The following is a 13,679-nucleotide window of genomic DNA, read 5'->3' as shown; positions in this document are numbered from 1 at the left end:
CGGCCCCGCCCTCACCCCGCCCCCGGACGAGTGAGCCGCGATGCCGTTCGACGAGATATTCCCGAGGATGCCGGCGGGCGAGACCCGCAAGGTCCACACGGCCGGAACCCATCGCATCGTTCCGCCCGAAACCACCCTGGCCCGCGTGACCCCGTTCCTGCCCGTCATGGGCATCACGCGCGTGGCCAACGTGACCGGCCTCGACACCATCGGCATACCCGTGGTGATGGTCACCCGGCCGAACGCGCGCTCCGTTTCGGTGTCCCAGGGCAAGGGCGTCACGCTTGCCGCTGCCAGGGCGTCGGGGGTGATGGAATCCATCGAGACCTATCACGCCGAACGCATCGCGCATCCCGTCAAGTTCGCCAGCTACGAGGACCTGCGCTGGACTCACCGGGTGGCGGACGTGACACGCCTCCCCCACCGGGCCGACGGCACCTTCTCTCCCCATACGCCGATCCTGTGGATCGAAGGCATGGAACTGATGAGCGGCACCCCCATGTGGGTCCCCTTCGAGACGGTGCATCTGAATTTTACCGTTCCCATGCCCCCCGGCAGCGGTGCCTTCATCGCCGGGTCCAACGGCCTGGCATCGGGCAACCACCCGCTGGAGGCGATCGTTCACGCCATCGGAGAACTGGTGGAGCGTGATGCCGCCACCCTCTGGCACCTGCGCAGCGCTGCGGAGCAGGAGGACACGCGCATCGACCTGTCAACGGTCGGCGATCCCCTGTGCCGGTCGATGCTGCAGCGCTTCGAGGACGCCGGCGTCGACGCGGCGGTGTGGGAACTGACCAGCGACATCGGCTTGCCCGCCTTCCTGTGCCGCATCGTGCCGCGCGAGGATCTGCCCCGGCACTCCGTCCGGCCCGCGTCGGGCATGGGATGCCATTGTGCCCGCGAGGTCGCCCTGGCGCGCGCCCTGACCGAAGCGGCGCAAAGCCGCCTCACCTTCATTTCGGGTGCCCGCGACGACATGCCCCGCGGCGAGTACCTGCGCCACCTCGACCCCGCCGCCGTCGCCCGCTGGCAGCGGCGCATCCGCGGCGGCGGTGGCGGGCGTGATTTCGCGCTCTGCCCGACGGCCCCGGGGCGCACGGTCGAGGAAGACCTGCGGGACCAGCTCGCCCGACTGCGCCGGGCCGGCATCGACGAGGTGGTGGCGGTCGACCTCACCAAGCCGGAGTTCGGCATTCCCGTGGTCCGGGTGGTCATCCCCGGCCTGGAAGGCATCGCCGATTCACCCGAGTACCTGCTCGGCGACCGCGGCCGGGCCATCCCGGAGCACCCTGCAGAGGGACATGCATGAGCACCTTCGTCTTCATCGGCCCGTCGATCCCGCGTGACGAGGCGGCGCGTCTGCTGAACGCCACGTTCCTGCCGCCGGTGGCCCAGGGCGACGTGATCCGCCTGTGCCGCCGGGAGACGCCGGCCGCCATCGGCATCGTCGACGGCTATTTCGAATGCGTTCCCGCGGTGTGGCACAAGGAGATCCTGTTCGCCCTGGAGCGGGGCGTGGCGGTGTACGGGGCCGCCAGCATGGGGGCCCTGCGCGCCGCGGAACTGCATCCCTTCGGCATGATCGGAGTCGGGGCCATCTTCGAAGCCTTTCGCGACGGGCGCCTGGAGGACGATGACGAGGTGGCCGTAACCCATGGTCCCGCGGAACTGGGATACCCCATCCTGTCCGAGGCCATGGTCAACATCCGCCGCACACTGGCCGACGCCGCCGCGGCGGCCGTGCTGCCGCCGGGAACGGCGCGGGCGCTGGAGGACATCGCCAAGGACCTGCCCTATCCCAGGCGCAGCTATGGCCACCTGCTGCGCCTGGCCGGCGACCTGCACCTGGACGCGGCCGAGCTGGCCCGCTTCAGGGCATGGCTGCCCGCGGGCCGGTTCGACCAGAAGCGCGACGACGCGCGCGCGATGCTGCGAATGATGCGCCATGCCAACCAGCCCGCACAGCGTCCGCCCGCCCGCTTCCACTTCGAACGCACCGTGCTGTGGGAGCGGGCCGTCGTGGAGGCGCTGGCCGCCTGACGGCGTGCCGCCGCGGGCCCCCCGCCGGCCGGCAATCGTCCGTATACATCGGCATTTCCTCCCCCTCGTGGCGGCCATCGATTACAATGGCAGTCCGACGGGCAGCGGCAGGGAGACGGTGCGCGTGCAGGAACGGCAACGGCCATCCGGACCGGCAGCCGCGGTGGCCGTGCTGCGGCGCAACCGCCTGCTCGGCGAGCTTACGGATGCGGAGATGGACGAACTCCTGGGGCTGGGCCGCATGCAGCGGTTCGACAACCAGGCCCCCGTCTTCGCCAAGGGCGAGCCGGGTGACTGCCTCTTCGCCATCCTGAAGGGGCAGATCGGCATCCACACCTCGTCGCCCGACGGCAAAACCATGATGCTCAACATCCTGGATGCCGGAGACGTGCTGGGCGAGATTGCCATCATCGACGGGCGCGAGCGCACGGCCGGCGCCATTGCGCTGCGCCCGTCGGAGCTGTTCCGCATTGACCGTGCCGACTTCCTTCCCTTCCTGGAACGTCATCCCCGCCTGGCGATCCGCATGATGCAGGTGTTGTGCGAACGGCTGCGCTGGGTCAGCGAGAACATCGAGGACGCCATCTTCCTCGACGTGCCCCGCCGCCTGGCCAAAAGGCTCCTCCTCCTCGCCGACGCCTACGGGCAGCCTTTGCCGGCCGGCGGGCTGCGCATCACCGAACCGATCTCCCAGGAGGGTCTCGCCAATATGCTCGGCGTAACCCGCGAGATGGTGAACAAAAGTTTGAAAGCACTCAAGACGTCAAAAGCTATCGCCTATGCGAAAGGTTTCATCATCATCACCGACCTTTCCATTCTGCGCGACATAGCCGAGGATGCGCCGCACAGTTGACAAGCCCTCTCACTCAATCAAAAGCCATCATCAAATAAAGTTTTGTTCCCCACCGCCGGTGCAATCAGGCTATAGTGATAGCCGGGCAAGGGGGTTGCAAACCACACATTGATGGCCAGGGGCGAAGAGATCGATGGTTGAGCAGAACGCGCAGGAGCGTGCGGTCGCCAATCCACAGGGCGTGAGCCCGTTGGCAACCCGAACCGTGCAGATCGGCGGTACAGCGCAGGTTGTCCGTCTTGAACCTTCCTACTGGGAGGCGCTCGACGAGATCAGCCGGCGTGAAGGACGCAGCGTTGAAGATTTGTGCACAGAGCTTAAGGAGCGATTGGACAAGCACGCCCGGCGCCGCCCGCCGGTGTCCCTTGCCAACGCACTGCGTGTGTTCGTTGTCGGTTACTACCGCCAGGCGGCAACCGACAAGGGACATATCCGGGCCGGTCACGGGTGCGGCGACCCTTTCGTGAGCACCCCGTTCGACGGCTTGAATCCGATCGCCGGGGCCCTGGAACACCGCTGAGGCACGGGCGGGGAAACAAACCGCGCGGCCCCGACCAGACCAAGTCCTGATCGGGGCCATTGCCTTTGCCGGGTTCGGTACGGCGTTGCAGCGCCCCTGCCGGGGTGATCCCCTATTCCCGCGATCCGCCCCCTCCCCCGGGGGGACGCCACCGGTCACGCCGCCCGGCGCCGACACCCCTTGTTGCGGTACATCTTCACGTCGGCGTGGCGGACGACATCCTCCTCGCGGTCTTCGGCGGTGTAGGGATGGACGCCGACCGAAAAGCGCAGGGGCAGCGTCCGCCCGTTCCATTCCACCGTCCGGGATTGCGCGGCCTCGGCAAGCTGCAGGGCGCGCGCGGCACCCGTACCGGGGTCGGTGTTGGTCAGCAGGATCATGAATTCGTCGCCGCCGGGCCGCGCCACCACATCCTCCGCCCGGACAAGCGACTGGAGCAGGCGCGCCACCTGGCGCAGATAGGCATCGCCGGCGCCGTGGCCATGGGTGTCGTTGATCGCCTTGAAGCCGTCCAGGTCGATCATCACCAGCACGCCGCCCGCCGTGGCGTTGCGCCGCGCCGCCGCCAGTTCACGCCGCAGATGACTGTAGAAGCCACGGCGGTTGAGCAGACCGGTCAGCTCGTCCGTCATGGTGAGGCTTTCCAGATAGGCGATGCGCTCCTGCTGACGGGAGATCATCTCCTGTGCCTCCGCCAGCCGCGACAGCGCGTTCTGCAGCATCCAGTCGTCACCGCCCCCGCTCACGCAGGACCAGCCGGCGGCGTCGCCGGCAAGGGGGGCGGTGTCGCGGAGGGTGTGGCCGGTGGCGAAGGCGTTCATGGCTCGGCTCCTGGAAGGACCTGGCGGAAGCACTGTCTGCCCAGACAAAGCAATTGCCATGCCAACCCTGCCGCGGCGGATTTCCGCGGCTTTGCCGCCCGGCAGAAACCGCCGGCCCTGCCCTACCCCCGGCAGGAATTGCCCGCCGCCCCTGCCCGGTAGGAAATTCCGTCACATTTTAGCCAATTCGATGGGGAACCGGCCGGCCGGCAAAGAACGCATCCAGATTGTCGAGTGCGCGGAATCCCATGGCGTTGCGCGTCTCGACGGTGGCGCTGCCCAGATGGGGCAGCAGCACGGCGTTCTCCAGGGTGAGATAGCCGGGATCCAGGTGCGGCTCGTTCGTGTACACATCGAGCCCGGCGGCGGCGATGCGTCCGCTGCGCAGCGCGGCGATCAGCGCCGCGTCGTCGACTACCGCCCCCCGCGCGGTGTTGACCACGATGGCCCCCGGTGGCAGCCGGTCGATGCGCGCGGCGTTGAGCCATCGGTGCGTCTGCGGTGTCGCCGGGCAGTGGAACGACAGCACGTCGGCGACCGCGGGGAGGGTTTCCGGATCCGGGTGGTAGATCGCCCCCATTTCCAGCTCCGGAGGCAGCCGGTGCCGGCCGGTGTAGTGCACGCTCATCCCGAACGCCACGGCGCGGCGTGCCACCGCCCGGCCGATTCGTCCCATGCCGACGATTGCCAGCCGCTTGCCGCCGATGTGGGTGCCGGTGAGTTGGGTGGGTGCCCAGCCGGTCCAGGCGCCGCGGCGCAACAACCGCTCCCCTTCCGACGCCCGCCGCGCCGCTGCCAGGATCAGCAGCATCGCCACATCGGCGGTGGCGTCCGTCAGCACGTCCGGCGTGTTGGTCACGCACAGGCCGCGGGCGTGCGCGGCGGCCATGTCGATGTGGTCGATGCCGACCGAGAAGGTGGCCAGGATGCCCACCCGTTCCGGCAGCAAGGCAATGGCCGCCGCATCCATGCGGTCGGCCGGGCAACACAGGACGGCGTCGGCACCGGCCGCACCGGTGCGCAGGCGATCGGGCGTCAGGGGCTCGTCATCCGCGTTGAGGCGCGCATCGTAGTCGCGCCGTGCGCGCGCCTCCACCGCATCCGGCAGCCGCCGCGTCACGAACAGCACCGGCTTCGCCCTTTCCGCTTCCCCGCCCATTCCGCTCCTCCCTGAAATGCGATCGCCGGACCTTTCGGTCCGCCGCGAAAGCGACCATTATCCTGCGGACCCTTCTTTGATTGATAGGCCGCACAGACCGTGGACGCCATCCCGACGAACCGCCGCTCCGCCCCCCGCTTCGCCGCACGCCTGATCGCCGGTGGTGCGATCGCCGCGCTCGCGCTCACGGCCGGAGCCGGACTCGGAGCCGGCACTGCCTTTGCCGGCGCGGAGATCCTGCCCCATCGCGCGCTCTACACCATGTCGCTCGGCAAGGCGCGCAGCAGCAGCAAGGTTGCCAATGTCAGCGGCCTGATGTCGTTTGAATGGGCCGACGCCTGCGAGGGCTGGACGACCCAGCAGCGCTTCATGCTGCGCTTCGTCTACTCCGAGGGCGAGGAGATGACGATGACCACCACCTACTCCACCTGGGAAACCAAGGACGGCCTGCGCTACCGCTTCAACGTTCGCAAGCTGGTCAACGGTGAGCCGGACGAGGACGTCCGCGGCTCCGCCCGCCTCGACGCCTCCGGCGGCGGGGGAACGGCGGAGTTCGCGGAACCGGACGAGCTGGAGATGGAGCTGCCCGCCGGCACCATGTTCCCCACGGCCCACACCATCACCCTCCTCGAGCGCGCCCGGTCCGGCGAATCGTTTCTCAACCGCCCGGTGTTCGACGGCGCTGACGTGGACGGGCCGACGGAGATCAGCGCGGTGATCGGCCGGCCCGTTCCGGCCTCGGCCACCGCAGCCGGCGGTGCACTGGCGGGTCAGACGGGGTGGCCGGTGCGCCTGGCCTTCTTCCCGGACGGGACCGATTCGCCGCAGCCGGAATACGAGATGAGCATCCGCCTGCTGCAGAACGGTGTCGCCGAGTCCCTTGAGATCGACTATGGCGACTTCACCGTCAACGCCATCCTCGACCGGCTGGAGGCCCTGCCCCGCTCCGGCTGCTGACGGCTTTCCGGTCGGCCGTTCAGTTGATGGCCACCGACTGCAGGTTGGCCTGGAAGTCGGCCCGCCCGGGCAGCAATCCGACGGCGCGGTCGAACATCTCCGCCGCCTCGGCGATGCGTCCCTGGCTGCGCAGCAGCAGGCCCCAGACGTTGTACAGGTCGGCATACGATTCGTCGGCGTCGCGCGCGCGCTCCAGCATCGCCGCGGCATCGCCGTCACGCTTCAGCGCGATCAGCGCGACCGCCCATTGGGTGAAGGCCCGGGCGGCCCGCACCCCCTTCGGGTCGGCCTCAACCACCTCGCGGAAGCGGTCGATCGCCTCCTCGTGCGCACCCTTGGCGACCAGCGCGTTGCCCCAGTTGTAGACCGCCAGGGTGAAGTCGGGCTGCAAGGCCAGCGCGCGGCGGTAGCTGGCGATGGCCGCGTCCGGCCGGCCGCTGTGAAAATGGACGAGCCCGCGCAGGTTGTGCACCCAGTGCAATTCGTCCCGCGGCATCGTCGCTTCACAGTTGCGCAGTTCGCGCAGCGTGTCGGTGAAGTCGGTGCTGCCGGCATCCCGGGCCGTTTCGTAGTAGTAGGACGCCACCACATAGGGGTCCACGAAGCGTGCGATGTCGATGGCGGCGCTGCGGATCAGCGCCTTGGGGTCGGCTCCCTTGACCGACGTCTCCAGCGCCCGCTTGCGGTGGTAGTCCAGCCCGCGGATGGACAGGAGATACTCGTCGCCGCTGCGCGTCACGTCGCCGTCGATGCGGAACTGAACGAGTCCCAGCATCTCCTGCGTCGCCCGCACCGGGCCGAGAAAGTCGAAATGGCCGGTGATCGAATCGATGGCCGATTCGCCGTCCGCCAGATGGAATTCCCGCACCTGCTTCACCGTGCGCGCCCGCCGGTTGATCGAGCGCACCTCATCAGCCAGGTGCGAGGTGAACACGGCCGGGGTGAAGCCCTGATAGCTCAGCGACGGCGGAACGTGCACGTCATGGAACGCGATCGGACTCGGATCGAAGAACACGGCGTAACCCAACAGCGCGGATAGCGCCAGGACCGGCAGCGAAATGGCACCGAAGTCCATGGATCTCCCCCACCCCGTAACGCACGGCGTCCACGCCACGACCGCATTGAACCAGAGACGGGGAGCCGCCGGAAGAACGATTCCGGACGAGGTGGCCGATACCACCTTAGTCAATAAAATTTAACAGATCTGCGCCACACAGTATCCGCAGCCGTACAGTCGGCGCCGGTGCACCGTCCGATGCAATGAGAGGTCCGGGATGAGCAGGAAGCAGGTTTCCGTTGGTCAGGTCTACAAGGTCGCCGGCGCCGCCAGCGGGCGCACCTGGCGGGTGATGTCGACGGTGAGCCTGTTCGGCATTCCCCACGCCCGCATCGTCAACACCGAGGACCAGGGGGAAACCAAGACCCTGAGCTGCCTGGTTCTCGCCGACAGCAACTTCTACCGCCTGGTCGACTCCCCCGCGCCGTCCCACGCGGCCTGAAGCGGCCGCCCTGTCCCCGCACGGCCGTGCGGGGACAGGGCGCCGCCGTCAGTTCGTGATCTTCGGCCCGTCGACCGGCGTCGCCGGCCCTGCCTTGGGCTTGGGCAGATCCAGCTTCAGGTGGAGTTCCTTCAGCCGCTCCACCGTGACCGGGGCCGGAGCCTGCATCAGCAGGTCCTCGGCACGCTGGTTCAGCGGGAAAGCGATGACCTCGCGGATGTTGGGCTCGTCGGCCAGCAGCATGACGATGCGGTCGATGCCGGGAGCCGAACCGCCGTGCGGCGGGGCGCCCAGCTTGAACGCGCTGAGCATGCCGCCGAAGCGCGCCTCCAGCTCCTCCGGCGGGTAGCCGGCGATGGCGAACGCCTTGTACATCACCTCCGGCAGATGGTTCCGGATGGCGCCGGACGACAGCTCCACGCCGTTGCAGACGATGTCGTACTGATAGGCCTTGATCTCCAGCGGGTCCATCGTCTCCAGCGCCTGCAGGCCGCCCTGGGGCATGGAGAAGGGATTGTGCGAGAAGACGACCTGCTTCAGGTCCTCGTCGTACTCGTACATCGGGAAATCGACGATCCAGCAGAAGCGGAAGGCGTTCGTCTCGATCAGGTCGAGCTCCTGGCCGAGCCTGGTGCGCGCCGCACCGGCCAGCTTGGCCGCCGCCGCCGGCTGATCGCAGACGAAGAAGACCGCGTCGCCGTCCTCCAGCCCGACCAGGCTGCGCAGCGCGGCCTGCGCCGCCTCGGGCACGAACTTGGCGATGGGACCCTTGCCGCCCGCCGCCTCGAAGATGATGTAGCCGAGGCCGGGAGCACCCTGCTCCTTCGCCCAGTCGTTGAGCTTGTCGAAGAAGCTGCGCGGGCGGTCCGACACCTTCGGCGCGCGGATGGCGCGGACCACACCGCCCTTGTCGATGACCCCGCGGAAGGCGCGAAACTCCACGTCGTCGCGGCGGAAAACCTCGGTGACGTCGGTGATCACCAACGGGTTGCGCAGGTCCGGCTTGTCCGAGCCGTACTTCAGCATCGCCTCGTCGAAGGGGATGCGGCGGAACGGCGGCTTGTCCACAGCCGGGACGGTGTCGCGGCGGAAGGCGCCGAATTCGTCGAAGATGCCGTAAAGCACCGGCTCGATGGCGGCGAAAACGTCGTCCTGGGTGACGTACGACATCTCGAAATCGAGCTGGTAGAACTCGCCGGGGCTGCGGTCGGCGCGCGCGTCCTCATCGCGGAAGCACGGGGCGATCTGGAAATAGCGGTCGAAGCCGGCGACCATCAGAAGCTGCTTGAACTGCTGCGGCGCCTGCGGCAGCGCGTAGAACCTGCCGGGATGGTTGCGGCTGGGCACCAGATAGTCGCGGGCCCCCTCCGGCGAGGAGGCGGTGAGAATCGGTGTCTGGAACTCCGTGAACCCCTGGTCGATCATGCGTCGGCGCACCGATGCGATGACCCGCGAGCGCAGCAGGATGTTCTCGTGGATGCGCTCCCGGCGCAGGTCGAGGAAGCGGTAGCGCAGGCGCACCTCTTCACCCGTGTCGGCTTCCTGGTTCACCGGCATGGGCAGGGTCTCGGCCTCGCTCTGGACCGTCAACTCCCCGATCTGCACCTCCACCCGCCCGGTGGCCATCTTGTCGTTCACCGTCTCGGGCGACCGTTTCACGACCTTGCCCGTGACGGTGACCACGGACTCCAGCCGCAGCCGGTCGGCCGTCGCGAAATCGGCCCTGGAGTTGTCGATCACGCACTGCGTGATGCCGTAGTGGTCGCGCAGGTCGATGAACAGAAGCTGCCCGTGGTCGCGCTTGCGGTTGATCCACCCGGACAGGCGGACGGTCTGCCCGGCGTCCTCTTCACGAAGCTGGCCGCAGGTGTGGGTGCGATAGGGGTGCATGGGTCGGGATACCTTAGAGAATCGGGCGGAGAATCGGGCCCGGGTGACCCCGGGAGGTGCCGGCACGGAAATGGACGCCACAGCACACCGACGCCGGGCGAATGTCAAGCCGCGAAGCGGAAGGACGGCGGGCGTCGCCGGGGCTTTGCGGCGCTTTCCCGCGGGCGTGTGCTCGTGTATGAACGCAACATGACCCTGATCACGACCACAAGCGACCTCGAAGCGTTCTGCCGCGACCTCGCCGGGGCCGACTACATCACCGTCGACACCGAGTTCCTGCGGGAGAAGACGTATTATCCCCAGCTCTGCCTGGTGCAGGTCGCCGGCCCCGCCGGAGCCGCGGCCATCGACCCCCTGGCCGAGGGGCTGGACCTGGCGCCGCTGATCGCGGTGCTGAACGATCCGTCGGTGCTGAAGGTGTTCCACGCTGCGCGCCAGGATCTGGAAATCTTCTTTCATCTGACCGGCCGCATCCCCCATCCGCTGTTCGACACCCAGGTCGCCGCCATGGTCTGCGGCTTCGGTGAGAGCGTCGGCTATGAGACGCTGGTGACCAAGCTGGCCGGCGCGCGCATCGACAAGTCCAGCCGCTTCACCGACTGGTCGCAGCGGCCGCTGACCGATCGCCAGCTTCAGTACGCCCTGTCGGACGTGATCCACCTGCGCCCCGCCTACGAAAAGCTGCGCAAGCGCCTGGCCCGCACCGGTCGTGAGCATTGGCTGGAAGAGGAGATGGCGGTTCTGACCGATCCCGCCACCTACCGGGTCGATCCCGACACCGTCTGGCAGCGCCTGAAGATCCGCACCAACAAGCCACGCTTCGTCGCCGTGCTGAAGGAAGTCGCGGCGTGGCGCGAGCGGGAGGCCCAGCGCCGCGACCTGCCGCGCTCGCGCGTGCTGCGCGACGAGGCCATGCTGGAGATCGCCGCCCACGCCCCCGCCGGCGTCGAGGACCTGGCCCGCACCCGCGGCATGGGGCGCGGCTTCGCCGAAGGGCGCCAGGGGCAGGAGGTGCTCGCCGCCGTTCAGCGCGCCCTGAACCAGCCCGAATCCGAATGGCCGCAGGTCGAACCGCGCGAAGAGCTGCCCTCCGGCCTGGCCCCCGTCATCGAGCTGTTGCGCGTGCTGCTAAAGATGAAGTGCGATGAGAACCACGTGGCCACCAAGCTGGTCGCGTCCGCATCGGATCTGGAAGCCATCGCCGCCGACGATGCCGCCGACGTGCCCGCCCTGTCCGGCTGGCGGCGGGAACTGTTCGGCGAAGACGCCTTGGCGTTGAAACACGGTAGCCTTGCGCTCGCGGTCGTCGACCGGCGGGTTCGCATCGTCCCCGTGCCCAAGGAATGCGGCGATGCACCATAGGACAGCCGGGCTGCCGAAAATACCCATAAGGCTCACGGGTTGATCAGCATTAACCACGCCTTAAGGTATTTTTAAAGAAATACGGAGTTATTATGATGCGCGGCGGGTGTACGCTTGCCGCTTCGCAGGGAAAGCCCCGTGCCGTCGAACCGCGGGGCCACAGGAGTTCTGGATGAGCACGTTCCGGGGCAAGCCGCCAGCGGGCAGGGACCGCGTCCGCCTCTCCACGATGGAGAAGCAACAGGCCGTGGCCGCCGCACAGGACAAACGGCCCGAGTTCGACAACGATAAGTTGCTCAATCTCCTGCGGTCCGCCAAGTCGGAGCTGCAGGGGATGCGGCTCATCCACATGCATCTGTCGCTGCTGAAGGACAAGGATCCCAGCAGCCAGATGGTCGTGCGCACCATCATCCAGGAACTCGGCACCAAGGCTTCGTATCTGCAATCCTTCAACATCTCCAACGGCGATGTCATCGTCCTCTACAAGGGACTGAAGCTGTCCGGCGTCACCGAGGTGTGCCAGAAGGTGGAGCAGGTCTTCCTGTCCAAGACCACACTGACGGGGCCGAACCCGTACAAGGAATACTCGCTCTATTCGATCATGGAACTGGCGTTGAATTTCATCAACGTCATTCGTTTCATGGAAGAGTTGCAGGTCGGCGAATCCGGCGGGGGCACCGTCGAAACCAAACCGCCGATCACGCTGGAGGAAATGGGCAAGCTCGAACGCTCGATGCAGATGTTCGATCTGTCCCCCTTCCTGTTCAATCAGGCCATCGCCAACCTCGCTCCGACGGGCGAGGATGAGATGGAGTATTTCGAACTCTACATTTCCATCAAGCTGCTTCAGGAACGGCTCCGCCCGGATTTCGACCTGACAGCGAACAAATGGCTGTTCAACTATTTCACGGCCAACCTCGACCAGTCGGTCCTGAAGGCGCTGAACCACGGCCTGTCGTTCATGCGAGGCCGCCGCATCGGCATCAACATCAACCTGTCGACGGTGATTTCCACCGGATTCGTTAAGTTCGACGAGCGTCTGCCCATTGATTTCCGCGGCAACGTGGTGCTTGAGGTCACCAAGGGCGACCTCATCGAGAACCTGCAACTGTTCCAGGAAGTGGTCGATTTCGCGCAGGATCGCCAGTACAAGATTGCGGTGGACGGCCTCAATCCCTTCTGGGTCACCAATTTCGACCTGGAGTACCTGAACGCCGATTATGCCAAGATCTTCTGGTCCAACGAAATGCTGGAGATGGATCCGGCGTTCGAAAAGTATTTCTTCGACCGAATCGCCGAGCAGGATCGCTGCCGATTCGTCCTGGCGCGCTGTGACTCGGTGGCCAGTCTCGTCTATGCCCACAAGGCCGGGATCAAGCTGGTGCAGGGCCGCGCCGTCGACAACATCCTGCGCAAGGGTGTCAGCGTACGCGACGCCGTGAACACCGCCAAGGGCATTTGACCCCTACGTGTCCACCCGGACGTAGCTCTCAACCACGTCGGCACCGCAGCGGCGGACGCCGGTACAGGTGAAGCGCACGGCGGCGGCCAGGGCATCGACACCGAAGGGTGCTACCGCGGCCAGACCGTCACCGCCGATGACGCTTGCCGCCCGGAACCACTCCACACGGTCGATCAGGCCGGCGCGCAGCAGGGACGCGGCCAGAGTGGCGCCCCCCTCCACCAGCACCCGGGTGACACCGCGCTCCCCCAGCAGTGCCCCGGCCCGCGTCACGTCGGGCAGACCGGCGCCATCGGCGGGGATTCGCAACACCTCGACGCCGCAGTCGGTGAAGGCGGCGGCGCGTGTGCCATCCGCGTCCTCCCGCGTCAGTATCCAGGTCGGCACGTCGCGCGCCGTCGCGGCAAGGCGACCGGTCAGGGGCAGGCGCAAGCGGCTGTCGACAACGATGCGCAGCGGCGACCGGTGGGACAGCCCCGGCAGGCGGCAGGTCAGTTCCGGATCGTCGGCCAGCGCGGTGCCGATTCCGATCATGATGGCGTCGTGGGTGGCGCGCAGGGCATGGCCGCGGGCACGGGCCTCCGGCCCGGTGATCCATCGGGATTCACCGCCGTGCGTGGCGATCCGCCCATCCAGCGTCGTCGCCAGCTTCAGGGTGAAGGACGGGCGGCCGTGCAGGATGCGGGAGAAGAACCCGCGGTTGAGGTCCAGAGCTTCCGCCGTGCACAACCCCACGTCCACCGCGACGCCGGCTGCCCGCAGACGGTGGACGCCGCCGCCGGCGACGCGGGGATCGGGGTCCTCGCAGGCGACGACGACGCGGGCCACGCCGGCGGCCAGCAGTGCCTCGGTGCAGGGCGGTGTCTTTCCGTGATGGTTGCACGGCTCCAGCGAGACGTAGGCGGTGGCGCCCCGGGCGGCAGCGCCGGCCCGGCGCAAAGCCTCGGTTTCCGCGTGCGGCCGCCCGCCGGGCTGTGTCCAGCCGCGCCCCACCACCGTCCCGTCACGGACCAGGACGCAGCCGACGGCCGGGTTGGGCATCACCGTGCCGAGCCCCCGCGCCGCCAACCCCAGCGCGGCCAGCATATGGCGACGGTCGTCGGCATCGAAGGGCAT

At 67.7% G+C, this 13,679-nt stretch carries 13 protein-coding genes; 8 read left to right on the top strand and 5 right to left on the bottom strand.

Annotated features, from left to right (window positions below):
* Nucleotides 1-67 precede the first annotated feature (67 nt).
* From G472_RS0100140 to G472_RS30450, 4 genes are all read left to right on the top strand, one after another.
* On the top strand, nt 68-1,309 hold the full coding sequence (locus tag G472_RS0100140; protein WP_245593342.1) for a YcaO-like family protein: 1,242 nt from the start codon (nt 68-70) through the stop codon (nt 1,307-1,309).
* On the top strand, nt 1,306-2,040 hold the full coding sequence (locus G472_RS0100135) for a TfuA-like protein (protein ID WP_029006721.1): 735 nt from the start codon (nt 1,306-1,308) through the stop codon (nt 2,038-2,040). Before G472_RS0100140 ends, G472_RS0100135 begins: the two co-directional genes overlap by 4 nt.
* A gap of 67 nt (nt 2,041-2,107) precedes the next feature.
* Complete coding sequence (locus G472_RS0100130; RefSeq protein ID WP_245593341.1) at nt 2,108-2,893, top strand: Crp/Fnr family transcriptional regulator; 786 nt, start codon at nt 2,108-2,110, stop codon at nt 2,891-2,893.
* A 133-nt stretch (nt 2,894-3,026) separates the two neighbouring features.
* On the top strand, nt 3,027-3,413 hold the full coding sequence (locus tag G472_RS30450; RefSeq protein WP_084536340.1) for a ribbon-helix-helix domain-containing protein: 387 nt from the start codon (nt 3,027-3,029) through the stop codon (nt 3,411-3,413).
* A gap of 155 nt (nt 3,414-3,568) precedes the next feature.
* Here the strand turns inward: G472_RS30450 and G472_RS30445 are convergent, their stop codons facing one another.
* Both G472_RS30445 and G472_RS0100115 read right to left on the bottom strand, forming a co-directional pair.
* A complete protein-coding gene (locus G472_RS30445; protein WP_084536339.1) occupies nt 3,569-4,234 on the bottom strand; it encodes a GGDEF domain-containing protein in 666 nt (221 codons plus the stop codon).
* A gap of 178 nt (nt 4,235-4,412) precedes the next feature.
* Complete coding sequence (locus tag G472_RS0100115; RefSeq protein ID WP_029006719.1) at nt 4,413-5,393, bottom strand: 2-hydroxyacid dehydrogenase; 981 nt, start codon at nt 5,391-5,393, stop codon at nt 4,413-4,415.
* Between the two features lie 99 nt (nt 5,394-5,492).
* On the opposite strand from G472_RS0100115, the gene G472_RS0100110 reads away from it, so the two are divergent.
* Nucleotides 5,493-6,350, top strand: coding sequence for a cell envelope integrity EipB family protein (locus G472_RS0100110; RefSeq protein WP_051340073.1), 858 nt, complete (start codon nt 5,493-5,495; stop codon nt 6,348-6,350).
* Nucleotides 6,351-6,369: 19 nt separating this feature from the next.
* Here G472_RS0100110 and G472_RS0100105 read toward each other — a convergent pair whose 3' ends face one another.
* On the bottom strand, nt 6,370-7,425 hold the full coding sequence (locus G472_RS0100105) for a tetratricopeptide repeat protein (RefSeq protein ID WP_029006717.1): 1,056 nt from the start codon (nt 7,423-7,425) through the stop codon (nt 6,370-6,372).
* Between the two features lie 199 nt (nt 7,426-7,624).
* Here G472_RS0100105 and G472_RS0100100 point away from each other — a divergent pair, with 199 nt between their 5' ends.
* Nucleotides 7,625-7,849 carry a hypothetical protein gene (locus G472_RS0100100; RefSeq protein ID WP_029006716.1) on the top strand — a complete coding sequence of 75 codons (225 nt, stop codon included), beginning with the start codon at nt 7,625-7,627 and terminating at the stop codon, nt 7,847-7,849.
* A gap of 48 nt (nt 7,850-7,897) precedes the next feature.
* Here G472_RS0100100 and aspS read toward each other — a convergent pair whose 3' ends face one another.
* The gene (aspS, locus tag G472_RS0100095) at nt 7,898-9,739 is read right to left on the bottom strand and encodes an aspartate--tRNA ligase (protein WP_029006715.1); all 1,842 of its coding nucleotides are present in this window, start codon (nt 9,737-9,739) and stop codon (nt 7,898-7,900) included.
* A 189-nt stretch (nt 9,740-9,928) separates the two neighbouring features.
* Here aspS and rnd point away from each other — a divergent pair, with 189 nt between their 5' ends.
* Nucleotides 9,929-11,101, top strand: a complete 1,173-nt coding sequence (gene rnd / locus G472_RS0100090) for a ribonuclease D (RefSeq protein ID WP_029006714.1) — start codon at nt 9,929-9,931, stop codon at nt 11,099-11,101.
* Nucleotides 11,102-11,273: 172 nt separating this feature from the next.
* The gene (locus G472_RS0100085; protein WP_029006713.1) at nt 11,274-12,563 is read left to right on the top strand and encodes an EAL domain-containing protein; all 1,290 of its coding nucleotides are present in this window, start codon (nt 11,274-11,276) and stop codon (nt 12,561-12,563) included.
* 3 nt (nt 12,564-12,566) lie between these two features.
* Here G472_RS0100085 and ribD read toward each other — a convergent pair whose 3' ends face one another.
* On the bottom strand, nt 12,567-13,679 hold the full coding sequence (gene ribD, locus G472_RS0100080) for a bifunctional diaminohydroxyphosphoribosylaminopyrimidine deaminase/5-amino-6-(5-phosphoribosylamino)uracil reductase RibD (protein ID WP_029006712.1): 1,113 nt from the start codon (nt 13,677-13,679) through the stop codon (nt 12,567-12,569).

The sequence above is a fragment of the Azospirillum halopraeferens DSM 3675 genome (assembly GCF_000429625.1).
GTDB classification, from domain to species: Bacteria; Pseudomonadota; Alphaproteobacteria; order Azospirillales; family Azospirillaceae; genus Azospirillum; species Azospirillum halopraeferens.
This window is presented reverse-complemented; position numbering and strand designations above follow the sequence as displayed.